27 protein-coding genes are annotated in these 24,312 nt (G+C 70.1%); 12 read left to right on the forward strand and 15 right to left on the reverse strand.

The window, feature by feature from the left end; genetic code table 11:
* Positions 1–72: 72 nt before the first annotated feature.
* Positions 73–1,890, reverse strand: a complete 1,818-nt coding sequence (locus SFB74_RS03310) for an ATP-binding protein (RefSeq protein WP_432729238.1) — start codon at positions 1,888–1,890, stop codon at positions 73–75.
* Positions 1,891–1,973: 83 nt separating this feature from the next.
* On the opposite strand from SFB74_RS03310, the gene SFB74_RS03315 reads away from it, so the two are divergent.
* Positions 1,974–3,206 (forward strand): THUMP domain-containing class I SAM-dependent RNA methyltransferase, encoded by a 1,233-nt coding sequence (locus SFB74_RS03315; RefSeq protein WP_432729239.1) that lies wholly within the window; start codon positions 1,974–1,976, stop codon positions 3,204–3,206.
* On the opposite strand, the gene SFB74_RS03320 is transcribed toward SFB74_RS03315, so the two are convergent.
* Positions 3,192–3,695 (reverse strand): surface-adhesin E family protein, encoded by a 504-nt coding sequence (locus tag SFB74_RS03320; protein WP_432729240.1) that lies wholly within the window; start codon positions 3,693–3,695, stop codon positions 3,192–3,194. The genes SFB74_RS03315 and SFB74_RS03320 overlap by 15 nt on opposite strands.
* Positions 3,696–3,811: 116 nt before the next feature.
* Between SFB74_RS03320 and SFB74_RS03325 the strand changes: the two genes are divergently transcribed.
* From SFB74_RS03325 to SFB74_RS03335, 3 genes are all read left to right on the forward strand, one after another.
* Positions 3,812–4,246, forward strand: coding sequence for a putative toxin-antitoxin system toxin component, PIN family (locus SFB74_RS03325; RefSeq protein WP_432729241.1), 435 nt, complete (start codon positions 3,812–3,814; stop codon positions 4,244–4,246).
* 117 nt (positions 4,247–4,363) lie between these two features.
* Complete coding sequence (locus SFB74_RS03330; RefSeq protein ID WP_432729242.1) at positions 4,364–4,624, forward strand: hypothetical protein; 261 nt, start codon at positions 4,364–4,366, stop codon at positions 4,622–4,624.
* A complete protein-coding gene (locus tag SFB74_RS03335) occupies positions 4,621–4,884 on the forward strand; it encodes a hypothetical protein (protein WP_432729243.1) in 264 nt (87 codons plus the stop codon). The genes SFB74_RS03330 and SFB74_RS03335 overlap by 4 nt, the downstream gene beginning before the upstream one ends.
* Here SFB74_RS03335 and SFB74_RS03340 read toward each other — a convergent pair.
* Complete coding sequence (locus SFB74_RS03340) at positions 4,881–5,801, reverse strand: hypothetical protein (RefSeq protein ID WP_432729244.1); 921 nt, start codon at positions 5,799–5,801, stop codon at positions 4,881–4,883. The two genes, SFB74_RS03335 and SFB74_RS03340, sit on opposite strands and share 4 nt — an antisense overlap.
* A complete protein-coding gene (locus SFB74_RS03345; protein WP_432729246.1) occupies positions 5,798–7,495 on the reverse strand; it encodes an FMN-binding glutamate synthase family protein in 1,698 nt (565 codons plus the stop codon). The genes SFB74_RS03340 and SFB74_RS03345 overlap by 4 nt, the downstream gene beginning before the upstream one ends.
* Before the next feature lie 55 nt (positions 7,496–7,550).
* On the opposite strand from SFB74_RS03345, the gene SFB74_RS03350 reads away from it, so the two are divergent.
* Together SFB74_RS03350 and SFB74_RS03355 are read left to right on the forward strand one after the other, a co-directional pair.
* Complete coding sequence (locus tag SFB74_RS03350) at positions 7,551–8,342, forward strand: UPF0149 family protein (protein WP_432729247.1); 792 nt, start codon at positions 7,551–7,553, stop codon at positions 8,340–8,342.
* 166 nt (positions 8,343–8,508) lie between these two features.
* Positions 8,509–9,696 carry an MFS transporter gene (locus SFB74_RS03355; RefSeq protein ID WP_432731867.1) on the forward strand — a complete coding sequence of 396 codons (1,188 nt, stop codon included), beginning with the start codon at positions 8,509–8,511 and terminating at the stop codon, positions 9,694–9,696.
* Here SFB74_RS03355 and SFB74_RS03360 read toward each other — a convergent pair.
* From SFB74_RS03360 to SFB74_RS03370, 3 genes are read right to left on the reverse strand one after another with little or no spacing between them, the layout of a single operon-like run.
* On the reverse strand, positions 9,686–10,012 hold the full coding sequence (locus SFB74_RS03360) for a GNAT family N-acetyltransferase (RefSeq protein ID WP_432729248.1): 327 nt from the start codon (positions 10,010–10,012) through the stop codon (positions 9,686–9,688). The two genes, SFB74_RS03355 and SFB74_RS03360, sit on opposite strands and share 11 nt — an antisense overlap.
* Positions 10,009–10,503 (reverse strand): nuclear transport factor 2 family protein, encoded by a 495-nt coding sequence (locus SFB74_RS03365; protein ID WP_432729249.1) that lies wholly within the window; start codon positions 10,501–10,503, stop codon positions 10,009–10,011. Before SFB74_RS03365 ends, SFB74_RS03360 begins: the two co-directional genes overlap by 4 nt.
* Positions 10,504–10,537: 34 nt before the next feature.
* Positions 10,538–11,434, reverse strand: a complete 897-nt coding sequence (locus SFB74_RS03370) for a LysR family transcriptional regulator (RefSeq protein ID WP_432729250.1) — start codon at positions 11,432–11,434, stop codon at positions 10,538–10,540.
* A 78-nt stretch (positions 11,435–11,512) separates the two neighbouring features.
* Here SFB74_RS03370 and SFB74_RS03375 point away from each other — a divergent pair, with 78 nt between their 5' ends.
* On the forward strand, positions 11,513–12,697 hold the full coding sequence (locus SFB74_RS03375) for an Acg family FMN-binding oxidoreductase (RefSeq protein WP_432729251.1): 1,185 nt from the start codon (positions 11,513–11,515) through the stop codon (positions 12,695–12,697).
* 21 nt (positions 12,698–12,718) lie between these two features.
* Here SFB74_RS03375 and SFB74_RS03380 read toward each other — a convergent pair whose 3' ends face one another.
* Both SFB74_RS03380 and SFB74_RS03385 read right to left on the reverse strand, forming a co-directional pair.
* Positions 12,719–13,231, reverse strand: a complete 513-nt coding sequence (locus tag SFB74_RS03380) for a CinA family protein (RefSeq protein WP_432729252.1) — start codon at positions 13,229–13,231, stop codon at positions 12,719–12,721.
* A 37-nt stretch (positions 13,232–13,268) separates the two neighbouring features.
* Entirely contained in the window at positions 13,269–13,796 is a 528-nt protein-coding gene (locus SFB74_RS03385; protein WP_432731868.1) for a phosphatidylglycerophosphatase A family protein, read from the reverse strand.
* 212 nt (positions 13,797–14,008) lie between these two features.
* Between SFB74_RS03385 and SFB74_RS03390 the strand changes: the two genes are divergently transcribed.
* Positions 14,009–15,472 carry an MFS transporter gene (locus SFB74_RS03390; protein WP_432729253.1) on the forward strand — a complete coding sequence of 488 codons (1,464 nt, stop codon included), beginning with the start codon at positions 14,009–14,011 and terminating at the stop codon, positions 15,470–15,472.
* 6 nt (positions 15,473–15,478) lie between these two features.
* Here the strand turns inward: SFB74_RS03390 and SFB74_RS03395 are convergent, their stop codons facing one another.
* On the reverse strand, positions 15,479–17,194 hold the full coding sequence (locus SFB74_RS03395; RefSeq protein WP_432729254.1) for an FAD-dependent oxidoreductase: 1,716 nt from the start codon (positions 17,192–17,194) through the stop codon (positions 15,479–15,481).
* Between the two features lie 20 nt (positions 17,195–17,214).
* Complete coding sequence (locus SFB74_RS03400; protein WP_432729255.1) at positions 17,215–18,246, reverse strand: Bug family tripartite tricarboxylate transporter substrate binding protein; 1,032 nt, start codon at positions 18,244–18,246, stop codon at positions 17,215–17,217.
* A gap of 97 nt (positions 18,247–18,343) precedes the next feature.
* Here SFB74_RS03400 and SFB74_RS03405 point away from each other — a divergent pair, with 97 nt between their 5' ends.
* Positions 18,344–19,240: a LysR family transcriptional regulator gene (locus SFB74_RS03405; RefSeq protein WP_093204009.1), complete on the forward strand. Its 897-nt coding sequence runs from the start codon at positions 18,344–18,346 to the stop codon at positions 19,238–19,240.
* Positions 19,241–19,273: 33 nt separating this feature from the next.
* A complete protein-coding gene (locus SFB74_RS03410; RefSeq protein ID WP_432729256.1) occupies positions 19,274–19,984 on the forward strand; it encodes a DUF3053 domain-containing protein in 711 nt (236 codons plus the stop codon).
* 121 nt (positions 19,985–20,105) lie between these two features.
* Here the strand turns inward: SFB74_RS03410 and thiL are convergent, their stop codons facing one another.
* From thiL to phnF, 4 genes are read right to left on the reverse strand one after another with little or no spacing between them, the layout of a single operon-like run.
* On the reverse strand, positions 20,106–21,062 hold the full coding sequence (gene thiL / locus SFB74_RS03415; protein WP_432729257.1) for a thiamine-phosphate kinase: 957 nt from the start codon (positions 21,060–21,062) through the stop codon (positions 20,106–20,108).
* A 19-nt stretch (positions 21,063–21,081) separates the two neighbouring features.
* A complete protein-coding gene (gene phnN, locus SFB74_RS03420; protein ID WP_432729258.1) occupies positions 21,082–21,654 on the reverse strand; it encodes a phosphonate metabolism protein/1,5-bisphosphokinase (PRPP-forming) PhnN in 573 nt (190 codons plus the stop codon).
* Positions 21,651–22,361, reverse strand: coding sequence for a DUF1045 domain-containing protein (locus SFB74_RS03425; protein ID WP_432729259.1), 711 nt, complete (start codon positions 22,359–22,361; stop codon positions 21,651–21,653). Before SFB74_RS03425 ends, phnN begins: the two co-directional genes overlap by 4 nt.
* The gene (phnF, locus tag SFB74_RS03430) at positions 22,354–23,109 is read right to left on the reverse strand and encodes a phosphonate metabolism transcriptional regulator PhnF (RefSeq protein WP_093204022.1); all 756 of its coding nucleotides are present in this window, start codon (positions 23,107–23,109) and stop codon (positions 22,354–22,356) included. Before phnF ends, SFB74_RS03425 begins: the two co-directional genes overlap by 8 nt.
* Before the next feature lie 75 nt (positions 23,110–23,184).
* Here phnF and phnG point away from each other — a divergent pair, with 75 nt between their 5' ends.
* Both phnG and phnH read left to right on the forward strand, forming a co-directional pair.
* The gene (gene phnG / locus SFB74_RS03435) at positions 23,185–23,688 is read left to right on the forward strand and encodes a phosphonate C-P lyase system protein PhnG (RefSeq protein ID WP_432729260.1); all 504 of its coding nucleotides are present in this window, start codon (positions 23,185–23,187) and stop codon (positions 23,686–23,688) included.
* A complete protein-coding gene (gene phnH, locus SFB74_RS03440) occupies positions 23,685–24,311 on the forward strand; it encodes a phosphonate C-P lyase system protein PhnH (protein WP_432729261.1) in 627 nt (208 codons plus the stop codon). Before phnG ends, phnH begins: the two co-directional genes overlap by 4 nt.
* The last annotated feature ends 1 nt before the right edge of the window (position 24,312 follow it).

A 24,312-nucleotide genomic window follows, 5' to 3' on the forward strand; every position in this document is an offset into this window, starting at 1 on the left:
CGGCGGCCTGTGCGCGGAGCATATCCGGAAGCGATGACCGGCAGCACGGCCCGTGCCAGCTTCGGCGCAGGCTCAGCCGCGCGCCTGCTGCGCGCCCAGCAGCATCCGGCGCAGCTCCTGCGGCTGCACCGGTTTGCGCAGCGCATGCCAGCCTCGTTCCGTGGCCAGCCGCTGAGTGGCTTCGTTGATGTCGGCCGAGATCAGCGCGATCGCCAGCGACGGCTTCTGCCGCTGCAGCCTTTCGGCCAGAGCGATGCCGTCGAGCGCGCCGGGCAGGCGGATGTCGCACAGCGCCGCGTCGAGCGCGCGCAGGTCGGCCAGCGCCAGCGCCTCGGCGGCACTGGCGTAGACGCGTGGTTCGACCTCCCACTGCCGCAGCAGCGCGGCGAGGCTGTCGGCCACCACCGCGTTGTCTTCCACCACCAGCACCGCGAGGCCGGGGCGCAGCCCGCGCGTTGCATCGGCTTCGCCATCTTCCGCGCCGGCCGGGGCGGCGGGCACCGAGGCCACCGCCGCTCCCTCGGGCGCGGCGGGCAGCTCGAAGGCGAACACCGACCCCTGGCCCGGCGCCGAGCGCAGCGACACTTCGATGCCCAGCTGCGCCGCCAGCCGCCGCACGATCGCCAGGCCCAGCCCATGGCCGCGCTGCAGGTTGCGCTCCACGTTGCCGATCTGCTCGAAGTCTTCGAACACGCGCTGCTGGGCCTCGGCCGCGATGCCGATGCCGCTGTCGCGCACTTCCACCCGCCAGGCCCGGTCGGCGCCGCGCCGCCGCGCCCGCACCGCCAGCAGCACGCGCCCGCGCGGCGTGAACTTGACGGCGTTGTCGGCCAGGTTGGCGAGCACGCGACGCAGCGAGACGGTGTCGCTCCAGGCGACGGCGTCCGGCGGGCAGCGCACCAGCACCCGACCGTCGCCGGCCTGCCGCGCCAGCTCGTGCAGCAGCGGCGCCAGCGCCACGCTGGTCGGGCGTAGCGGATCGACGGCGGCCTCGATGCGGCCGATTTCCAGCAGCTGGTTGGTCAGCCCTTCCAGCGCCTGCTGGGCGCGCGCCAGCGAGCCCACCGTGTGCTGCACCGCCTCCAGGCCCGCGCCGTCGTTCAACTGCTGGCGCAGCACCTCGGCCTGCAGGCCGATGGCCATCACCGGCTGGCGCAGGTCGTGGTTGGCGGCCGAGAAGAAGCGCAGCCGCTCGGCCTGCGCCTGCTCGGAGGCGCGCAGGCCGGCCAGGGCCTGTTCGCGCAGGCTGTGCTCGTTGAGCCGCAGGCCGATGTTTTCCTCGAGCTGGCGCGATCGCTCGGCCACCAGCTTCCACATCATTGCGGTCAGGCCGATGCCGATGACGGCCACAGCCGCCATCACGGGTGCGCCCAGCCAGAGGCCGATGACGATGATCGGCGCCAGCAGCAGCGTGATCGCCAGTTGCGTGGCCGGCGTGTAGAACGACACCGAGAAGGCCGACGACAGCGTCATGCCCATGATGATCAGGCCCAGCAGCAGTTGCAGGTCGGCGCGCCCGGGGGCGAACAGCAGCACGCCGGCCAGCCCGTGGGCGAGCTCCCAGATGGCGGTGCGCAGCGTGTGCGCGCGCTGTGCCTCGCGCAGCGTGGCGGGCGTGAAGGGCTCGGGCAGCCGTTGCGGGAAGAAGCCGCGCATCACCGTCACTGCGGTGATCAGCGCGATCCACACCAGTGCGCGCGTCAGCGAGACCTGCCAGGCGAAGAGCGCCGCCACGCCGCAGTTCAGCAGGTATTGCGCCAGCAGCACCGGCCCGATGGGGCGGATCGACAGCCGCAGCACCTCGCACTGGATCGCGAAGCGGTCGCTGCCATTGCCATCGCCACTGCCGGTGGTGGCCGGCGCTGGCGGGATTGCGGGGGTGGGGGTCATCGGCAAATCGACTATATAGAGGAAGGTTCGCGTCGCGGCGACAATGGAGTCCCCTAGTCGGGCTTCCCGATGGCCAGTTTTCCGTGAACGATCTCTCCTTTTTCCTGCCTTGCGCCGCCGGCGTCGAGGAATTCCTCGCCCAGGAGGTGCACGCCCTGACCGGCCGCGCCGGCCAGGACCTGCTTTCCCTGCGCGGCGGCGTGCGCGTGCGCGCCGACTGGCGCGACGGCCTGAAGCTCAACCTGCACAGCCGCCTCGCGCAGCGCGTGCTGGTCGAGCTGGCCCATGGGCCCTACCGCAACGAGAACGACCTCTACGCCATCGCCAGCGGCGTGGCCTGGGAGATCTGGTTCACGCCGAAGCAGACCTTCAAGATCGAGACCACCGCCCAGCACAGCCCGCTGCAGAGCCTGAACTTCGCCACCCTGCGCATCAAGGACGCCATTGCCGACCGCTTCCGCGCCAGGGCCAACGGCGTGCGACCGAGCATCGAGACCCAGTGGCCCGACTGCCGCGTGTTCGCGCACCTGACCACCGACACCTGCACGCTCTACATCGACACCAGCGGCGAGCCGCTCTTCAAGCGCGGCTGGCGCCAGGACAAGGGCGACGCCCCGCTGAAGGAAACCCTGGCCGCCGCCATGCTGGCCGCCAGCGGCTGGTGGAACCCCGAGACCGGCGAGGTGTCGGACCAGCCGCTCTACGACCCCTGCTGCGGCAGCGGCACGATCGCCATCGAGGCGGCGCAGATCGCGCGCGGCATCGCGGCCGGATCGCTGCGGCGCTTCGGCTTCGAGAAGCTGCTGCCGTTCCAGGCGCACGTGTGGTCGGCCATCAGGCAGGAAGCCGGGGCGGCCGTGGCCGGCGATGGCGCCCCGGCGGTCTTCGGCTCCGACGTGTCGCACCGCATGGTCGACTTCGCGCAGCGCAATGCCGAGCGTGCCGGCGTGGCGCAGGCCGTCGAATTCCGTGGCGGCGACGCGCTGCAGCGCATGCCGCCGGCCGAAGGCGGCGTGATCATGCTCAACCCGCCGTACGGCGAGCGCATCGCCGTGGGCGGCGTGGCCGGCGCGGGGCGTCCCGGCGCGCGGGAGGCGGCCCAGTCCACAGAGGGCGACGGCGGCGACTTCTTCCCGCAGCTCGCCACCCACTGGAAGAAGAACTACGCCGGCTGGACCGCCTGGGTGCTCACGCCCGACCTGAAGCTGCCGAAGCTGATGCGCTTGAAGGAATCGCGCCGCGTGCCGATGTGGAACGGGCCGATCGAATGCCGGCTGTTCCGCTTCGACATGGTCGCGGGCTCAGCGCGCAGGTAGCGCAGGCTCGCCCTCGGGCCTGGGCTGCTGCTGTTGTTGCAGCTGCTGCTGCTGCTGCGGTTCCTTGGCCTCCTTCGGCCGCACGGCGCAGGCCGCGTTGATCGTGCGCGTGACCAGCTCGAGCGCGCCGGCCAGGGTCACGGGCCGCACGTCGCCTTCCTCGAAATGCCTCACCGCGATCGGTTCGCCGACGAAGTTCGGATGCCCGAAGTAGGTGGTGCTCAGGTAGCGCGCGCTGCGGGCCTCGCAATCGACCCGGGCCTGGGCCTGGAAGGAGCGGTACCTGACGCCATCGCGGCCCGTGCGGTCCTTCGGCAGGCTCATGCGAAGGCTCACGAGGCGCTTCGAGCCGTCCGCCTCGACGCTGGTCGGATCGACCTGCACGTAGCTGGCGCTGTCGTCGCCGGGCGTACCCGCCAGCGTCAGCCATTCGGCCCGCGCATCCAGGGATGCGATCAGGGCAAGGCAGAGCAGCGGAAGGCGTTTCATGAAAAAAGAAAGGGGTGCGGAGATGGGCGGAATGTCCGATTGTCGTCGGCCGGGCTAACGAGGGCCTGACCGCGGCATTGCATGGTGCAACATCGGCGCAATTCCCCGCACATTCCATGACATTGACAGAACCCAATACCGGCCTCGTCGTCATCGACACCAACATCGCGCTCGACCTGCTGGTCTTCGAGGACCCGGCCTGGGGCTCGCTCACCGCGCGGCTCGCCGCCGGAGAACTGAGCTGGCTTGCCACGGCGGCCATGCGCACCGAACTGGAGCGCGTACTCGGCTACCCGCTGATCGCCCGGCGCATGGCCCAGCGCGAACTGCAGGTGTCCGCGGTACTGGCCGATTTCGACGCCCGCGTGCGCATGCTCGAAGGCATCCCGCCGCGCGCCCCCTGCGTGTGCAGCGACCCCGACGACCAGGTCTTCATCGACCTGGCGGTGGCGCACAAGGCACTGCTGCTGAGCAAGGACCGGGCGGTGCTGTCGATGAAGAAGCGGCTGGCGCTGCGCGGGGTGGTGGTGCAGGCGGCTTATGGGGCGTAGCGGCCGTCGGGTGTTGGTGCCCGGCGTCAGGAAGCAATTGACAACTTTTCCTTCATCGAGAGGTTTTGAAGCGTCACTAGATTTCCGGCAAGGCCACGCCATGCCTCCAATCTCGTGATGAGCGGAAATCTCCCAGTCATTCTTCCTGTCGTTCGCGCGCTCTCCATCGCCATCGGTGCGATCGTGCTCGGCCTTGTCTTCTACAAGCTCATCGGGCCCGTGGGCCGTTGGTACGAGCTCAACTTCGCGAAGAACGACAACGACCTGGGCCGCGCGTACATGGTCGCGCTCGCCGTTCAACTTGCGTCGCTGTTTGCGGGAGGCTGGCTCGGCGATTTGGTGTTTCGCAGATGGCGCCGGAAGAGGTATGAGGCATGACTCTGTCTGACCTGATGCGACTGCTCGTCCGGCTGCTTTGCATCCTTGCAGGGGCTCTGGCGTTCAGCTTTCTCGTGACCAAGGCCGTGCTCGTTCCCATCGGGCAGTGGTACGAAATGAACAAGGCCCAGGATTTCAACGACCTGTCTCAAGCCTATGTTCTCGCGCTTGTCGCTCAGGCGATTCTTGCCGTCATCGGAGGTTGGCTCGGCGACCGGCTGTTCCGCAGATGGCGGCGCAAGCAGCTCGACCGCAGCTAGTGCTGCATCCCGTTCGCAGCCTGCAGATGCCACCGCCCCAGCAGCCGCGCCACCGCCCGCACGCGCTGCGTATCGCGCCCCCACCGCCGGCTCGCCGGCAGCTTCTGCGCCCACTTCATTCGCCTTGCAGCATTCGTGATGCGCTCGCGCACTTCCTCGCTGACGCCGGCCAGCGCCGCGTGCCAGTGCTGTCCGGCGGCCTGCGGGGCGGCGGCCTCGAGCATCATGGCGGTGGAATGCAGGTAGCTCAGCCAGTCGCGGGCCTGGCATTCGGCCAGGGTCATGACCTCGGCGGGGTCGTCCTCGAAGTCGATGTAGCCGATCACGCCGTCGGGGCACTGCACGAGGTTGCGGTCGAAGGCCTGGCTGAGGTGCTGGCCGCATACGTGCACGGCGGCGATGGCGGCAAGGCCTTCGCGCCATACCGACAGCAGCGCGGCGGGGCCGGCCGCCGCCGCCTGGTCGAGCCGCTCCTGCAGCACCACCGTTGCGCGGCCGCTCTCGCCCAGGTCGGAAATCAGCAGGCCGTCGGGCTGCTGCGCCAGCACCACCGGCACGCGCAGGCCGGCGGCCGCGAGCTGCTTCAGGCGTCGCGCCTCGGTGGCGATGGCCGCCTCGCCGCCCGGGTTGGGCACCGGCTTGATGATGTCCAGCCGCGCCATGCGGGCGACCGCCGCCATCACGCGGTAGCCCCACTTGCCGTGCCGGGGGCCGGCCTTCTTGAGCCACACGCGTTCGCTGCCGAAGCGGTGGCTGGCCACGTTCTTCTTCTGCTGCGGCAGGGTTGCGCGAAGGAATTCGGCGTAGTCGCCGGGCGCGGGCGGATTCGGCGAAATCGCGTCGAGGGGCGCGGGCGCCGAAGCTGCGCCCTTGCGCGTTTGCAGGCGCCGGCTGGCGCCTCTACTCAGTGGGTTCATGCGGCCATTGCGAAGCCCGTCACAAGCCCCTGCGGGCCCTGCGTGACGGGCTGGAAACTCTCTGCACTGGCCAGCGGCCAGTAGGTACGGAAGACATTGTGCTGCTCGTCGAGCGGGCCGAGCAGGGCGCCCGGCTGCACCTGCATCACCAGGTTGCTCAACAGGCGCACCTCGGTGTCGGAAATGCGGCGCACGATGTGGTGCGCGGTGATCTGCTGCGGATGGTCGAGGCCCGCGGCCTGCACCAGCTCCTGCAGCGCATGCAGCGTGCTGTGGTGGAAGTTGTGCACGCGCTCTGCCTTGGTCGGCACCACCAGCGCCTTCTGGCGCAGCGGGTCCTGGGTGGTCACGCCGGTGGGGCAGTGGCCGGTGTGGCAGCTCTGGGCCTGGATGCAGCCCAGCGCCATCATGAAGCCGCGCGCCGCGTTGCACCAGTCGGCGCCCAGCGCCATCATGCGCGCCACGTCGAAGGCGGTGATCACCTTGGCGGCGCAGCCGATCTTGATGCGGTGCCGCAGGTTCACGCCCACCAGCGTGTTGTGCACCAGCAGCAGGCCTTCCTGCAGCGGCGCGCCCACGTGGTCGCTGAACTCGACCGGCGCCGCGCCGGTGCCGCCCTCGGCGCCGTCGACCACGATGAAGTCGGGCGTGATGCCGGTGGCCTGCATCGCCTTGACGATGCCGAACCATTCCCACGGATGGCCCAGGCAGAACTTGAAGCCGGTGGGCTTGCCGCCCGACAGCTCGCGCAGCCTGGCGACGAAATGCATCATCTCGGTCGGCGTGGAGAAGGCGCTGTGCGAGGCGGGCGAGATGCAGTCCACGCCCACCGGCACGCCGCGCGCGGCGGCGATCTCGGGTGTGACCTTGGGCGCCGGCAGCACGCCGCCGTGGCCGGGCTTGGCGCCCTGGCTCAGCTTGATCTCGATCATTTTCACCTGCGGGTCGCGCGCGTTGGCGGTGAAGCGTTCCTCGCTGAAGCTGCCGTCCTCGTTGCGGCAGCCGAAGTAGCCCGAGCCGATCTCCCAGATCAGGTCGCCGCCGTGCACGCGGTGGTGCTGCGAGATCGAGCCTTCGCCGGTGTCGTGCGCGAAGCCGCCCATCTTGGCGCCCTTGTTGAGCGCGAGGATGGCGTTGGCCGACAGCGCGCCGAAGCTCATGGCGGAGATGTTGAACACGCTGGCGCTGTAAGGCTGCGTGCAGACCTGCGCGGGGTTCGCACCTGCCGGCTGGGGCGTGCCGCCGATCACGATGCGGAAATCATGATCGGCCAGCTTGGTCGGCCGCATCGAGTGGTTGATCCACTCGTAGCCCGCGATGGTCACGTTCATCTGCGTGCCGAAGGGGCGGTTGTCGGGGTCGCCCTTGGCGCGCTGGTACACCAGGGAGCGCTGGGCTCGCGAGAACGGGGCCGCCTCGGAGTCGCTTTCGATGAAGTACTGCCGCATTTCGGGGCGGATGAACTCCAGCAGGAAGCGCAGGTGGCCGATCACCGGGTAGTTGCGCAGGATGGCATGGCGGGCCTGCCGCAGGTCGTGTACGCCGGTACCTGAAAGTACCGCGAACACGACGACGCCGATCCAGGCCAGCCAGAGGTGGGGCGAAACCAGCACGAACGCCAGGCATGCCACCAGACCGACCACGCACAGGGCGAAGGCGCTGTAGCGCGTCGGAAACGGAATAATCGTGGGCATAGAAATAGTCTCGACCGTGGCCTGCTGCATCATAGAGGGCTGCCTCGAACTTGCCATGACGACCATTCCCGACCCCATTTCGCCCCCTGAAAGCGCCCCCGCAGCCCGCACTCCCCTCGGTCCCGACGATTTCGACGCCCTCGACCAGGCCCTCGACGCCATGCGCGAGCATGACGAGGAAATCCCCCAGTGGGAGTTCTGCGAAGGCTTCATGGCCGCCCTGATCTGCACCCGCCGGCCCATCCTGCCGTCCGAATACTGGCCCGTCCTGCTGGGCGAGAACTTCTCGTCCGCCCAGCACATGGAGTTCGTCTGGAACTGGAAGCGCCGCTGGATCGAGATCGAGGAAGGCCTCGACGCCCCCGTCGAGACCCTCGACGACGAGCGCAGCTGGCAGCCCGAAGTGCTCGACACCCGCGGCGCCATCGCCTCCCTGCCCGAGGAAGAGCGCGCCGAAGTGGCCGGAGAGGCCATTCCCTCCTTCGCCCAGGTCTGGGCGCTGGGCTTCATGTACGCCGTGGAGAACTGGCCCGAAGACTGGGCCGAGCCGCGCGACAAGGACGCCGCGCGCATGCTGAACGACGCGCTCGACAACATCGTCGCCCTCACCGAGGACGACACCGGCAAGCCCACGCTGTCGATGTACAGCGACGACGCCCCGCCCAGCGTGAGCCAGCAGCGGCTGGACGACTTCGGCGCCGCCATCTGGGCCGTGTACGACCTGCGTCAGCTCTGGAAGAGCCTGGGGCCCAAGGCCGAGACCATCCGCAAGGAAGCCACGCCCGGACGTAACGACCCTTGCCCCTGCGGCAGCGGCAAGAAGTACAAGAAGTGCCACGGTGAATAACTGGGCTCACCCCCAGGCTTCGCGCACTTCGTGTCGCTTCGCCAACCCCCTTGCAGGGGGCAATACCTGCGGCCCGGCAAAGCCGGTTCCGCGGTATTCCTGAATGAATTCCGATCCGGCGCAGCGGCCCGTAGCCCAGTCGCTCACGCCGCGCGCGGCATGGGCGATGGTCCTGGCGCTGTGCGCCGGGGTCGCGCTGAGCCAGGCCTTCCGCACGGTCGGCGCCATCATGGCCAGCCCGCTGCAGGCCGATTTCCATCTCTCCGCACAGGCCCTCGGGATCTTCTCGGGGGCCTTTCACTTTGCGTTCGGCGCGATGCAGCTCTTCATGGGCATCGGCATCGACCTGCACGGCGTGCGCCGCACGGTGCTGGTGGCCTTTCCGGTCGCCATCGCGGGGGCGCTGCTGTCGGCTGTGTCGTCCAGCTACCTGGTGCTGGTGGCCGGGCAGGCGCTGATCGGCGTGGGCTGCGCGCCGGCCTTCCTGGTTTGCACGGTGTTCATCGCGCGGCACTTCCCGCCAGCGAGCTTCGCCACCGTGTCGGGCATCGTGCTGGCCGTCGGCGGCCTGGGCATGCTGGCCACCGGCACGCCGCTGGCCTGGCTGGTGCAGGCGTATTCGTGGCGCGCGGGCTTCCTGGTGCTGGCCGTGGCCGCCGCGCTGGCCTGGCTCGCGATCTGGCATTGGGTGCACGAGCCGGCCTCGGCCGTGCCGGGCAAGCGGGAGTCCATTCCCGAGGCGATCCGCCAGTTCGGCGCGCTGTTCGCCATGCCGCACACGCTGGGCATCATGGTGCTGGGTGCGGTCACGTATGCCGCCTTCATCTCGCTGCGCGGCCTGTGGCTGGGCCCGCTGATGATGGAGCGCCACGGCTACTCGCTGGTGCAGAGCGGCAACGTGGCGCTGGCGGTGTCGGTGATCTCGCTGTTCGGCGCGCCGCTCTTCGGCCGGCTCGACCGCGACGGTGCCTCGCGCCGCCGCTGGATCGTGATCTGCTGCCTCGGCTATGCAGGGCTCTTCGGGCTCATCGCGGTGCTGCACTCGGCCTGGCTCGACATCGCCGGCATGGTGCTGATCGGCGTGCTCTCGGGCTTCATCGTCTGGCAGTACGCCGACGTGCGCGGCGCCTACCCGGCCACGCTCACCGGCCGCGCGATGGCCGTGTTCACGATGGCGATGTTCCTTGGGGTGGCCCTCATGCAGTGGGGCACGGGCGTGGCTGCCTCGGTGGCAGCGGCGCATGGTGCCGATCCGCTGACGGCCGTGCTGGGCACGATCGCTGTGCTGCTGGCGATCGGCATCGCGGCCTTCGCGTGGCTGCCCGCTCCGAAGACCGAATCGCCTAGATCTTGAACGCTCGTTGAATGTCCGGCCGCACCAGGTCGACGTATTCGCGGTGCTTGCGGATATAGCCCGCGATGAACTGGCACACCGGAATCACATGCAGCCCCTTGCCGCGCGCCTCGCCGAGCACATGCTTCGCGATGCCCGAGCCTACGCCCTTGCCCTCGAATTCGGGCAGCACCTCGGTGTGGGTGAACATGATCGCGTCGGTCAGCAGGTTGTATTCGGCATAGCCGGCCAGCTTGCCGTCAAGCGTGGCCTCGTAGCGGTGCTGCGCTTCGTTGTTGGAGAAGGCGAGGGCGGTGGTGTCGTTGGTGTTGCTCATGGCTGTCGTGCGAGAAAGGTTGCGAGGTTGGCTGCTGCGGTGGCGCGCACCTTCTTGCGCAGCATGGGCGACCAGCCGAGCAGCAGGCCCGGCGTGCCGAGCGCCTGGCGCGACCAGGTCCAGAAGGGGAAGCTGTCGCGGTGCGTGGCGATCAGCCCGTCGGGCGTGAAGGTGAAGCGCGCGTCGATGCTGTTGTCGACGATGCGGCCGGTGGCGGTGAAGCGGTAGTGCGCGTCCCAGTGGGCGCTGCCGGTGCTGTCGTCGGCCTTCACGTCGCGCCAGGTCAGCTTCCACACGTCGGCGCCCTTGGCCTTGGTGCCGCCGGCCAGCATGCGCCACATGCCGCCCACCTCGCGGCGCCCGCGCAGCGAGAAGGCCTCGTCGTCGAACACCGCGTCGGGCGCGTAGCAGGCCTCCATGGTCGGGGCGTCTAGCTTCGCGAAGGCGCTGTAGAAGCGCTCGATGGTCTGGGCATTGGTGGCTGCGGTCATGAGGCCTCTTGGAGTTGATCGGTGCGGCGCCGCGTCAGATCGACGCCGGGATGTTGCGCGCCAGGAAATCATAGACGGCGCGGATGCGGCGGTCGGTGCGGATCTCGCGGTGCACCGCGAGCCAAACCGGCAGCGACTTGATCTTCAGCTGCGGCAGCACGCGCACCACGGCGCTGTCGGTGCGCGCCAGCGATTCGCTGATGAAGCCGATGCCCATGCCCTGTCGCAAGGCTTCCCAGTAGGCGCCCATGTCGTCGGTGCGGAAGCAGAAGTGCTCGCGCTGCAGCGGCGTGCCCAGTTGCGCGGACATGCGGATGATGGTGTCGAGGCTGTCGTAGCCCAGCACGTCGTGCCGGTACAGGTCGGAGGTCTGCCGCGGCGTGCCCCGCCGGCGCAGGTAGTCGACATGGGCGAAGGCGCCAAGCGCGAAGGTGCCGATGCGGCGTGCCACCAGCGTGGCCGTCGTGGGCTGCGTCATGCGGATGGCGATGTCGGCTTCGCGCTGCAGCAGGTTGCTGACCTCGCTGGTCGACACCAGGTCGACCTGGATCTCCGGCAGCTCCTGCCGCATGCGCACCAGCAGGCTGGGCAGCATCTGGCGCGCGGTGGCCTGGCTGGCCGAGATGCGCACCGAGCCCGCCGTCCGCGTGCTGGCGCCCGAGACGCTGCGCGACAGCGCCACCGCGCCGCTTTCCATGGCACGGGCCGAGTCCGCGAGGCGCGCGGCCATGGCCGTCGGCAGCAGGCCCCGGCCGGTGCGCTCGAACAGCACCACGCCGAGTTGCGACTCCAGTTCGGCGATGTGGCGGCCCAGCGTCGGCTGGCTGGTGCCCGTCGCGCGCGCGGCCTTCAGCAGGCTGCCATGGTCGAGCGCGGCCAGGAATGCGCGCACCAGCCGCCAGTCGAAGCCAAGCTCGTTGTCGGGTTTCATCCGGTATTCAGTTCTGAATAGCAGTTATGGAAGCTTAAGCCATTGTTAACTGCCGGCGCGCTTTCGATAATCCGCGCAATGGATGAGCGTAGAAACTTTGTCCGGCTGCTGGGAGGCGGCGTTGTCGTGGCGGCAGGGGCTGCCGCGCTGGCGACCTGGTGGCTGAATTCGGAAGTGCCCGCGGCCGCGCTGGAGATATGGAACGGCCCCGGCGACGAGCCCGACGTGCGCAAGCGCGCCGTGGCCTACGCCGTCACCGCCCCCACCGCCTACAACTGCCAGCCCTGGCTGGTCGACCTGCGCGAGCCCGACGCCATCGTGCTGTATTGCGACCGCGAGCGCGTGCAGCTCGAGAGCGATCCCTTCGGCCGACAGGTGCTCATCGGCCACGGCGCCTTCATCGAGCTGCTGGTGATGGCGCTCGCGCAGCAGGGCGTGCAGGCCAGCGTGCAGCTGTGGCCGCAGGGCGAACTCGCCGGCGAGCCGCTGCGCTGGCCGCACATTCCGGTGGCGCGGCTGCGGCTGGCGGGCGGCGGCGCGCCCGATCCGCTCTTCGCGCAGGTGCTGCGGCGGCGCACGCCCAAGCAGCGCTTCGACCTCATGCGGCCGGTGTCCGCCGACATCCTGCAGGGCCTGACCTCGATGGTGCCCGCGAGCGGCATGGTGAGCTCGGCCGGCACGGTGGACATGGCGCGCGTGCTGCCGCTGCGCAGGCTCTGCGCCGCGGCCGCGCGGGTGGAGCTCACCACGCCCGGCACCGCGATGGAAAACCTGCGGCTGCTGCGCGTCGGCCCGCAGGAGATCCTCGCGCATCGCGACGGCTTCTCGCTGAACGACCCGGCGCTGCGCATCGCCGTCGCGCTGGGCCAGTTCGACCGCCGCGTGCCGGCCTCCGAGGAAAGCCTTTCGTTCCGCCAGACCCTGCAGCTCTTCGAGGACCAGGCCAACACCGCGATGGGCTTCATCTGGCTCAGCACCCGCGGCAACAGCCGCACCGAGCAGATCGCCGCGGGCCGCGCCTACGTGCGCCAGCAGCTGCGCGCCACCGACCTGGGCCTGGGCATGCACCCGATGAGCCAGCCGCTGGAGGAGTTCGCCGAAATGGCGCCGCACCACGCCGCCGCGCACGACATGCTGCTGGGCACCGCGCCGCCGCGCGACCGGCGCAGCCCCACGCTGCAGATGATGTGCCGCCTCGGCTACCCGATGGCGCCGGTGCCGGCCGCGCCGCGCCGACCGCTCGCCGACTTCATGACTGTCTGAGCGCGGCAGCCTGCCGGCTGCTCAGTGCGCGAGCAGCAGCTCGACCAGCGTCTGCAGCGAGTGGTGCACCGTCGCCGCGCGCACCGTGGCGCGGTCGCCGTCGAAGCGGCGGCGCTCGGTGCGCACCTCGCCGTCGACCGACCAGCCGAACCACACCGTGCCCACCGGCTTTTCCGGCGTGCCGCCCGTGGGGCCGGCCACGCCGGTCACGGCCAGCGCAACGCGCGAGGGCGGCGAATGCACGATCGCGCCCGTGGCCATGGCGCGCGCCACCGGCTCGCTGACGGCGCCGTGCGCGGCGATCACGCCTGCGTCAACGCCCAGCAGTTCGGTCTTGGCTTCGTTGGAATAGGTGATGAAGCCGCGCTCGAACCACACGCTCGAGCCCGTCAGGTCGGTGCAGGCCGCGCCGATCAGCCCGCCGGTGCAGCTTTCGGCGGTGGCCAGCATCCAGCCCTTTTTCTGCAGCAGCTCGGCCAGCACCACGACCAGTTCGGGGGTGTCGTGGTCCGCGAGGGCTTTCTTCAGTTGCATGGGAGAGGAAGAAGGGAAGAAGAGGAATTCATGGTGCTCACCACGCGCGCCACAGCGCGATGACCAGCAGCGTGCAGAAGGCCGCCACAAGGTCGTCCAGGATGATGCCGAAGCCAGCGCGCCACCAGCCCACCTGCACCGCGTTGCGCTGCTTGAAGAGCGCATCGGCCCAGGCGACCGGGCCGGGCTTGGCGGCATCGAAGTAGCGGAACAGCAGGAAAGCGATGGTCTGCGCGAGCAGGCCGGCGGGTGTCACCAGCCACAGCACGATCCAGAAGGCGACCACCTCGTCCCACACCACGGGGCTGGGGTCGGCCACGTTCATGTCGCGCGCGGTCACGGTGCAGGCCCACCAGCCGATGGGCAGCGAGGCCGCGATGATCCAGCCGATGGTGGCCGGCGTGAACCACAGCTGCATCACCGAGAACGCCACCCAGGCCCACAGCGTGCCCACCGTGCCGGGCGCAAGGCGCGAGAGCCCCGAGCCGAAGCCCACCGCGATGAAGTGCGCGGGGTGGGACAGCAGAAAGCGCAGCGTGGCGCGCCGCATCGGTGGTTGGGGCATGGCGCCGGAGGTCGTGGTGGACGAGGAAGGGGAAGAAGACGAAGTATTGGAGGAAGCGGCTTGCATCGGGGAAGGAGTGTCGCGCATCTGCGGCCCGGCCGGCTCGGCTGCGTTTTATTTATCAAAGCAATAGCTTGTTTAATTGGTGCGTGGCGCCTAGTATTCGGGCTCGCTCCGTTCCTCCGGATTCAGATCTTCTTTCCGCCCGCGCAATGTCTTCCGCGTCTTCTTCTTCCTCTTCCGCAGCCTTGAATTCCCCGTCTCCCACCGCCGCCTGGAGCGAGCTCTTCAGTGGCCGCAACGGCTGGCGCGCGCTGGCGCTGACGGGCGGCGTCGCGCTGCACGCGATCAACGTGCACATCGTGACGACGGTGCTGCCGTCGGTGGTGCGCGAGATCGGCGGGCTCGACTGGTACGCCTGGAGCACCACGCTCTTCGTGGTCGGCTCGATCCTCGGCGCCACGCTGTCGGTGCGGCTGCTGGCGGTGCTCGGCCCGCGCGGCGCATGCCTTGCGGCGCTGGCGGTGTTCAGCGCGGGCTCGGTGGGCTGCGCGCTGGCCCCGGCCATGCCATGGATGCTGGCGGGGCGCACGGTCCAGGGGCTGGGCGGCGGGCTGCTCGCGGCGCTGAGCTACGGGCTGATCCAGCTGGTGTTCGAGCAGCGGCTGTGGCCGCGCGCGGTGGCGCTGGTGTCGGGCATGTGGGGCGTGGCCACGCTGTGCGGGCCGGCCGTGGGTGGGCTCTTCGCGCAGGCCGGGCACTGGCGCTGGGCCTTCTGGTTCCTGCTGCCGGTGGCGGCGGCGCAGGCGCTGCTGGTGCTCGTGCAGCTGCGGCCCTCCGCCGGCGTGAAGCATGAACGTCCCGCCGCCGCGCCGCGCGTGCCGGCGCTGCAGATCGGCCTGCTCGCGGCCTCGGTGCTGGCCATTGCCGCCAGCGGCCTCGTGCCCGACCTGCGCTGGCAGGCCGTCGGCGTGGCGGCGGGGCTGGCCATCGGCTTCGTGGCCACGCGCATCGACAGCCGCGCCGCCGTGCGCGTGCTGCCGCGCGGCGCCTATGCCGTGAGCATGCCGCTGGGCGCCATCTACGCCAGCGTGGCGCTGCTGCTGATCGGCAGCACCACCGAAATCTTCGTGCCGTACTTCCTGCAGCTGCTGCACGGCCACTCGCCGCTGGCAGCGGGCTATCTCACCGCCGCGATGGCGGGAGGCTGGAGCGCGGGCTCGCTGCTGTCGTCGGGGCGAAGCGGCGCGGGAGCCGACCGCATGCTGCGCGCCGGGCCGGTTGCCTGCACGCTGGGGCTGCTGGCGCTCGCGTGGCTGCTGCCTTCGCCCGGCGCGATCGACGCGGGCTTCGAGACCGTGCTGATCGCCCTCGCGCTGGCAGCCGTGGGGCTCGGCGTGGGCATCGGCTGGCCGCATCTCATCACGCGCGTGATGTCGCTCGCGCCGAAGGGTGAGCAGGGCCTGGCCTCGGCCTCGATCACCACCGTGCAGCTCTACGGCATGGCCGTGGGCGCGGCGGTGGCGGGGCTGGTGGCGAACGCGGCGGGGCTCAGCGTGCCGGGGGGCGTGGAGGGCGCGAAGTCGGCGGCCGTGTGGCTGTTCGCGGGCTTTGCGTTCGCGCCGGCGGCCGCCGCGTGGCTCGCGTATCGCGTCGTCGCACGGCGCAGTTGGTGAGGCGGCTCAGGCCACCACGCCTTCCCACGCCAGTGCCTTGCGGCGAGCCCGTATGCGCTGGCCTTCGCCGCGCAGCATGCCCACCAGGTCGTAGACCTCGGCGGGCAGGTGCGCGCCGCGCCAGGCCACGTGCTGGTCGGCGCGGCACAGCACGAGGCGGTGCGTGTAGGCCTTGGGCACGTCTTCCGTCTCTATGTCGAGCACCGTGAGCGGCATGCTGTAGGCGGCCGCGGCGCGCTCGAGCGGGCGCACGTCCACGCTGCGGTCGAAGCGCAGCATGGTGTAGCCGGGGCCGAAGGCGTCGTAGAGCGAGCGGCCGTCGGCCAGCCAGAAATGCGGCGCGCGGCAGCCGGGCACGGTGGAGGGCGTGAACTCGCCCATGGAGTAGGGCGGCGCCATGTGCTCGCCGTCCGCGATGATGATCGGCGAGCCGCTGTAGAAGTAGCCGAAGTTCAGGCCGCCGCAGCAGAACTGCTGCACGTTCAGCTCGTAGGCCTCGTGGCCGATCTCGGCGCGCAGCGCGTCGCCGGCGGGGCCGGGCTCCTCGATGTTGTGCGGTACGGCGCGGCGCGCGCGGATCATCTTCTGCGCGTGGTTCATCGCGAAGTTCGACACCTGCTCGGTGATCGGCAGCCGCTCGGCCTCGTAGGCGTCGAGCATGGCCTCGTCGCCCCAGCCCTGCACCACCGCGCCCAGCAGCCACGAGAGATTGAGCGCGTCGGCGATGCCCGCGTTCATGCCGTAGCCCGCGTAGGGCACCCACAGGTGCGCCGCGTCGCCCGCGAGGAACACGCGGCCCTCGCGGAAGCGGTTGGCCACGAGGCGGCGGCCGATCCAGTCTTCCTTGCTGATGACTTCGTACTCGAAGTCGGGGCCCACGCCGAGGATCTCGCGCAGCGAGCGGTCGCGGTCCACCGAATCGAACTCGGGCTCCTCGGCGTTCAGGTGGTTGTGCACCAGCCAGGTCTCGCGCCCGTCGATGGCGAACATCGTGCCGCAGCGCCGCGGATTCATGGCGTAGTACGACCACGCCGGCTTGCCCGGAATGAGCGCGCGCAGGCCAGGCGCGCGGATGAAGGTCGACTGCACCCGCTGTATGACCGCCGTGCCCTCGAGCTTCGCGCCGATCTGCTTGCGCACCGCCGATGAGCCGCCGTCGCAGCCCACCATGTAGCGGCAGCGGATGCTGCGGGTGACGCCGCTGTCCATGTCGGTGGCGATGGCGGTCACGCCGGTGTCGTCCTGCGTGAAGCCCGCGAACTGCGTGCGGTTGAGCAACTGCACGCCCGGCAGCGCGGCCGTGTGCTTCAGCAATATGGGCTCCAGGTAGATCTGGTTGATGCGATGCGGCGGCTCCGGCGTGGGCCACCATGCGTCGGGGCCCTCGGTCTCGGTGTAGCGGTCGCGCCGGCACGGGATCGGAATGCGCGTGAGCTCCGTGCCGGTGACGCTGGTGCGGAACACCACGTCGTTCGGGTAGTCGGCCGGCAGCCCCGCGTCGCGCAGCTTCTGCGCCACGCCCAGTCGGCGGAACTGCTCCATGGTGCGCGAGGCCACGTGGTTGCACTTCACGTTCGGCGGCTCGGCGAAGCGGCGCGTCTCGCAGATGAGGACCGAGATGCCGCGCGAGGCGAGGTCCATGGCCAGGGTGAGGCCCACCGGGCCGGCGCCGACGATCATCACGTCGGCCTGCAGTGCGGAGGTGTGGTTCGGGTCGGTCATGTTCTGGCGGATGCCTGTCGTCAGTCGAGCCTGATGCGGGCGGTCTGGATCACCTTCGCCCACTTCTTCGTTTCGGATTGGATATATGCCTCGAAGGCCTCGGGCGTGGTCGGCGCGGGTTCGGCGCCCAGGTTGCGCATCGTGGCCCTGATCTGCTCGTCGCCGAGCGCCGCGTTGATCTCGGCATTGAGCCGCGAGACGATGGCCGCGGGCGTGCCGGCGGGCGCCACCACGCCGAACCAGCCCGTGGAGTCGTAGCCCGCGAGCCCGCCCTCGGCCACCGTGGGCACGTCGGGCAGCATCGGCACGCGCTGCGCGCTCGTCACCGAGAAGGCGACCAGCTTGCCCGCCTTGATCTGCTGCAGCGAGGCGGGCAGGTCGACCAGCGCGAGCGGAATCTGCCCCGCGATGGCGTCGAGCGCCGCCGGGCCCGAGCCGCGATACGGTACCTCGACGAACTTCACGTCGGCCATCTGCGCGAAGAGGGCGGCCGACAGGTGCATGGCCGTGCCGTTGCCGCCATGGCCGATCGACAGCGTGCCCGGGCTGGCCTTCGCCAGCGCGATCAGCTCGCGCTGCGTACGTGCGGCGATGGAAGGGTGTCCCACGATCACGAAGGGCGTGGCCGCGACCATGCCCACGGGCTTGAAGTCCTTCACCGGGTCGAAGGGCATCTGCGGATAGAGGCTGACGTTGGCCGTCAGCGCGCCCGCCGCGCCCAGCCCCAGCGTGTAGCCGTCGGCGGGCGTCTTGGCCACCAGCGAGAGGCCTACGTTGCCGCCCGCGCCGGGCTTGTTGTCGATGACAACCGGCTGGCCCAGCTTCTCGTTGAGGCGCGGCACCAGCAGGCGCATCACCGCGTCGGCGCTGCCGCCGGGCGGGAAGGTCACGACCAGGCGGATGGGCTTGTTCGGGAAGTCGCCGGTGGGCTGGGGCGGCGACGAAAGCGTTTGCGCGAAGCTCCTGCCGCCGGTCAGCGCCGCGCCGGCCGCGGTGAGCAGCAGCTGTCGGCGAAGCGCGCTCTTCCCGGGGGCAAGAGGTGCAGCGGCCATCAGGACTCCTTGAATGTGATGTGTCTTTTCGATGATTGAACGATGGCCGGATTCATTCGTAAATCAAGAAATTTCTAATGAAATATCATCTTTGCTGATGAATACGAACTTCAGTCCTACGATCCGCCAGCTGCGTGCGTTTCTCGCCGTCTACCAGCTGAAAAAGCTCAGCGCGGCGGCGCAGCGGCTGTTCGTCACGCAGTCGGCGGTGAGCATGCTGATCCGCCAGCTCGAGGAAGGGCTGGACACGCGCCTGTTCGACCGCACCACGCGTTCGCTCAAGGCCACGGCGGCGGCCGAGCAGATGATGATGACGGTCGAGCGCATCCTGCGCGACGTGGATTCGCTGTCGAACGACTTTCGTGAACTGGCCACGCTCGAGCGCGGCCGCGTCACCCTCGCCATCACGCCCACGCTCGCGGCCTTCCTGCTGCCCGATGCGATGCGTGCGTTCAACGAGCAGCATCCCGGCGTGCGCGTGCTGGTGAACGACTGCGCGCCCGACCAGTTCGTCTCGCGCATCATCGGCGAGCACGTGGACTTCGGTATCGGCACGCCCGAGCGGCCGGGCCCCGAGGTCGAGGTGCAGCGCCTCATGCGCGACCACCTCGCCGTGGTCTGCCGCGACGACCATCCGTTGGCCAAGGCCCGCGTGGTGCGCTGGAGCGACCTGGGCGGCCACCCCGTCATCACCGTGCGCCCGGGCTATGGCGTGCGCCCGCTCATCGACGGCACTGCGGCCGAGGCGGGCGTGGCGCTCGACGTGGTGAACGAGGTGTCGTTCCTCTCCACCGCCATCTGGATGACGGCCGCCGGCATGGGCGCGTCGATCATGCCCTCGGCCTTCGCGCGCGCGGAGGCCGACCCGTCGCTGGTCATCAAGGTGCTGAGCTCGCCGCGCGTGGCGCGCGACATCTCCATCGTCACCAAGCGCGGCCACTCGCTCTCGGCCGCGGCGCGCGCCTTCATCGATGCGCTGAAGCGCTCCCTATAATTTTTCCGGCACAACAACAGGAGGGCCCGGCCCATGAGAACTTTCATTCAACGTCTCGGGGCCATGACGCTCCTCGTCGCCTTCAGCCTTGCGCTGGTGGCCTGCGGCAACAAGGAGGCCGAGCAGCGCAAGGCCTTCATCTCCTTCCTGCAGACCCGCGTGCTCGACAAGCCCGGCCTGCGCGTGCCGGTGCCCAGCGCGGAAGAAAAGGCCTCCTTCGGCGACTACGCGCAGCACTACGCGGTGATCACCGACTTCAACGAAGGCATGAACAAGTCCGTGAGCCAGCCCATGACGCAGATCATGGCCAAGGGCGCGCTGCGTTCCATCGCCGACCTGCCCGCGCGCCGCGACGACCTCAAGGCCGCGAAGGACGGCCTCACGGGCCTGCGCACCGCGCTCGACCAGCAGTCCGCCAAGGCCGATGCCGCGCACGCGCAGCTCAAGCAGCCCGACGACCTGAAGCAGGTCTACGACAAGGCCTTCGAGAAGACCGTGACCACGCCCTCCGCCACCTTCAAGGAAGTGTTCCCCGCGCTCGACAAGGTGTTCGACAGCGCGCTGGCCATCGGCGACTTCCTGGAGAAGAACAAGTCGAAGATCCAGATCAGCGGCAGCAGCGTCGCCGTGACCGACCCTGCCGTGCAGGCCGAGCTCAACAAGATGCTGCAGCAGCTCAACGGCCAGTCGGCGGCCATCAACGCCGCTCAGCAGAAGATGCAGGCGGTGGTGCGCGGAGGATAGGCTCTCCCCCAGGCTGCGCGCACTTCGTGTCGCGCGCGCCTTCCCCCTTCCGGGGGCAACACCTGAGGCCCGGCAAAGCCGGTTCCTCGGTGTTTCCCGAAAGAGAGGGATTGCAGGAAAACTAGACGAAGTGGTCGAACGAGCCGAAGCGCTGCGACACCGGCGCACCGGCCGCGTCGACGATGCGCAGGCCGGCATCGGCCTCGATGCGGCCGATGCGCGTGACGCGCGTGGAGCTGTCCATGCCTGCCTGCCCGACCGCGTTGCGCGCCGAGGCGGGCGCGGTGAAGACCAGCTCGTAGTCGTCGCCGCCTGAGAGCGCGCAGGTGCGGCGAAGCTCCTCGCCCAGGTTGCCGGTGTCGACCGAGATCAGCGCAGTGGCCGCGTCGACGTCCAGTGTGGCGCCCACGCCGCTCGATGCGAGGATGTGGCCCAGGTCGCCGATCAGCCCGTCGCTCACGTCCACGGCCGAAGAGGCGATGCCGCGCAGGGCCTGCCCGAGCGCCACGCGCGGCGTGGGCTGCTCCATGCGCCTGCGCGCCGTGTCGAAGGCGTCCGCCGGCAGCGTGATCGTGCCGCGGAACACCTCGAGGGCGAGACGCGCCTCGCCCGGCGTGCCGCTCACCCAGATGTCGTCGCCCGCGCGCGCGCCCGAGCGCAGCAGCGCTGCGCCGGCCGGCACTTCGCCGAAGACCGTGATGCAGATGTTGAGCGGGCCGCGCGTGGTGTCGCCTCCCACCAGCTCGCAGCCGTGCGCGTCGGCCAGCGCGAGCAGGCCGCGAGAGAAGCCTTCGAGCCAGGGCTCGTCCACGCCGGGCAGCGCCAGCGCGAGCGTGAAGGCCAGCGGCTTCGCGCCGCAGGCGGCCAGGTCGCTGAGGTTCACCGCCAGCGCCTTGTGGCCCAGCCGCGCCGGATCGACGGTGGAAAGAAAGTGCCGTCCTTCGACCAGCATGTCGGAGGAAACGGCGAGCTGCATGCCGGGAGCCGGCGCGAGCAGTGCGCAGTCGTCGCCCACGCCGAGCGGGGAGCGCGTGGCGGGGCGCTTGAAGTAGCGTGCGATCAGGTCGAATTCACCCATGGGGGTGAGAGCATAAGCGCTACGCCGCCGGATGGAATTCCCTGCGCGGCAGGCTCAGCGCCTGCAGCAATCGGGTGCCGGCATCCGCAAGAACGTCCTCGTTGTGGATCTCGATGGCGGCCAGCCCCGGCGGAATGCGGAAATCGAGCGCGCGCTGCACGCGGGCTTCCACCATCTCGGCGGACTCGCGCGCCCGTGCCGTCAGGCGGCGGCGCAGCGTCTCCACGCTGGCCGTGACGTGCACGACCGTCATCCGCGGAAAGCGCCGTGCGGCTTCGGGCAGGTAGGCGCGCGATCCGTTGACGATGACGGTGCCGCTGTCGCGCGGCGGCGTCAGCTCGGCATGGCGCACGCCGTAGCACAGCCCGTTGGCTTCCCAGTCGAGCCCGAAGGCGCCGGCTTCGCGCAGCCGCAGGAAGCCGGGCAGGTCGACGCTGTCGTGCTGCTCGCCGCCGGCGGTCGCGGCGCGCGTGATGGTTCGGCGGGCGAAGGCGACAGGGGCGTCGTGCGGAAGGTGATCCTTCAGCCAGCCGAGCAGGCTGTCCTTGCCGGCGCCGGAAGGGCCGGCGACGTAGACGAGGCGGCCGGTCATCGGCCCAGCTCCATCTGCGCGAGGCACATGAAGTCGGCCCCGGGCGAGGGCTCGGCGAAGAGGCTGATGGCCTCGAAGCGCAGCGGAGGCCGCGATGACAGCAGCGGCGCGAAGTGCTGCCGTGCCGCCGCCTGCAAGGCCGCCACGACATCCGGCTCGACGCCGTGCAGCGATCCGGTCAGCGACATGTGGAAGCGGAAGCGGTCCATCACGAAGGGATAGCCCCAGCGCAGCAGCAGCGCGTCTTCCTCGGGCGTGAGGCCTGCCGCGCGGCGCCGCTGAAGCTCCGAAGGCGGCAGCGGCTCGGCGAAGGCGTGCAGCTGCATCACGCAGGCATCGGCCGCCGCGCGCAGCGATGCGTCGGGGCGAGCAGGCACGAGCGCGAGAAAGTCGTCGAGCAGCGCGACTTCGAGCGCGGGCATGTCGAAAGGCTCCAGCGTGCGGCAGAGCGCCTGCATGCCGGCGCGAAGCTCCGCCTCGGTGAACCGGGGCTTCAGCACGAAGGGCGCCGCGAGCGTGGCGTGCCAGCCGTAGCGCCGTGGCGCGGCGGTGAGCTTCTGCTGGAGCTGGGCGGGCACTCCCGCGATGTCGGGTAGCGGCCATGTGCGCCCGCTCGCCGCGCAGCGGCCGAGCCAGCGGCTGCCGGCTTCCCACCATGCGCTTTCGACCGGCGGCGCGAAGTAGGCGGCGTAGCGGTGCTCACTCATCGTGGGTCACCGTCAGCGAGATGCGGTCGCCCGCGAACCAGGTGCGGGCGTATTCGATGGGCACGGCGGCGGTGTCGATGTTGACGCTCTCGACGAAGAGCACCGGCCGGGTCACCGGCTGGCGCAGGTGGGACGCCACCGTGGGCTCGGGCATCTGCGCGGTGATGCGGCTGTCGCGCCGCGTGTAGTCGTCCACGCCGTGGGCCGCGAAGCCCGCGGTGATGGAGCCGGTCTCGCGCACCACATCCTCGAGCGTCGCGAAGCGCGGCAGCGGGAAGAAACGCTCGCTGAAGTGCAGCGGCTGTCCTTCGGCATCGCCGATCACATTGAGGCACAGCAGCGTGCTGCGCGTCGCCACGTCCAGGGCGCGGGCCTGTGCTGCGGTTGCGCGCACCGTGCTGGCCGCAACCACGCTCAGTGCGCCGCGCAGGCCGGCCAGCGCCATGCGCTGGTGGTGCCGCGGCCGCTTGACCAGCGCGAGGTCCATCGCGAACTCCTCGACGTAGGTGCCGCTGCCCTGCGTCACGCGCAGCAGGCCCTGGCTCGTGAGGTCGGCCAGCGAGCGGCGGATGGTGTGGCGGTTGACGCCGTATTGCTCGGCCAGCGCGTGCTCGGGAGGAAGCCGCTGTCCCGGTGGATAGACGCCGCGCGCGATGGCGTCGGCGATGTCGGCTGCGATGCGGGTCCAGAAACTGTCGCGCGGTGGGCGTGCTGGAAGCGATGCGGAAGAACTTGTCGTGCTTGTCATGAAGTCGTCTTGAGCGCTCTCTAAGCTCGCGCCGGTTGTCGAATTTGTCTATACAACTTTGAGAGTATCACTTACATGTTTCATGCTTTTGACACGGAACCGCCCGGTCGCCCGCTGGACCGCGCCCAGTGGATGGCCACGCTGGCGCGGGCTCCGCTGGAGCTGCTCGAGCCGGCGCTCGGTGCCCACGCGCAGGGTACGCCACAGTGGCTGCGCGCGCCGGAAACCGGCCTTGTGATGGTGCAGGGCCGCGCGGGCGGCTCGGGCGAGCGCTTCAACCTCGGCGAAGTCACGGTCACGCGTTGCGCGCTGCGCCTGGGTGAGGCCGGCTCCGCGGTGGGCGTCGCCTACGTCATGGGCCGTTCGCACCGTCATGCGCAACTGGCCGCCGTGGCCGACGCGCTGCTGCAGGACCCGGCACGCCAGCCCGCGCTGGACGCCCAGCTGCTCGCTCCCGTGCGCAGCCATCTCCAGCAGCTGCGCGCGCGCCGCCAGGCCAGCGCGCAGAGCAGCAAGGTCGAGTTCTTTACGGTCGCGCGCGAAGCCGGCGACGCCGAAGGCGAGGACGATTCCGAATGAGTGCGCTCGATCTCTCCACCCTGGGCGCCGGCTTTTCCGACGCGGCACTGGGCAGCCAGTCGGTGTTCCGCACGGCGTTGCATGCGCTGTCGCATCCCGGCCGCGTGGTCGCCCTCGCGCACGACGCGCAGACACCGTCGCGCGGCCACCCGGCTTCCGCCGCGCTGCTGCTCGCGCTGCTCGATCCCGACTGCACGCTCTGGCTCTCGCCTTCTCTCGCCGGCAGCGACGCCGCTGCCTGGCTGCGCTTCCACACCGGCTGCGTGCTGGTCGACAAGCCCGAGGCCGCGCAGTTCGCATGGGTGGCACAGGGCGACGAATGCCCGCGCCTGGACAGCTTCGCGCAGGGCAGCGACGCCTATCCCGACCAGTCGACGACCTGCGTGGTCGACGTGGTCGGCCTCGCCGAAGGCGGTGCCGCCGCATGGACGCTGCGCGGCCCCGGCATCCGCGACAGCGAATCGGTCGCTGTCGACGGCCTGCCGCGCACCGGCGCGACGCCCTTCGCCGCGCAGTGGTCCGCCAACCAGGCCGCCTTTCCGCGCGGCGTCGACATGTTCCTGGCCGCGCCGGGGCAGATCGTCGGCCTGCCGCGCACCACGCGCATCGAACAGGAGGCTTGAG

The sequence above is a fragment of the Variovorax xiamenensis genome (assembly GCF_050916385.1).
Classification (GTDB): domain Bacteria; phylum Pseudomonadota; class Gammaproteobacteria; order Burkholderiales; family Burkholderiaceae_C; genus Variovorax.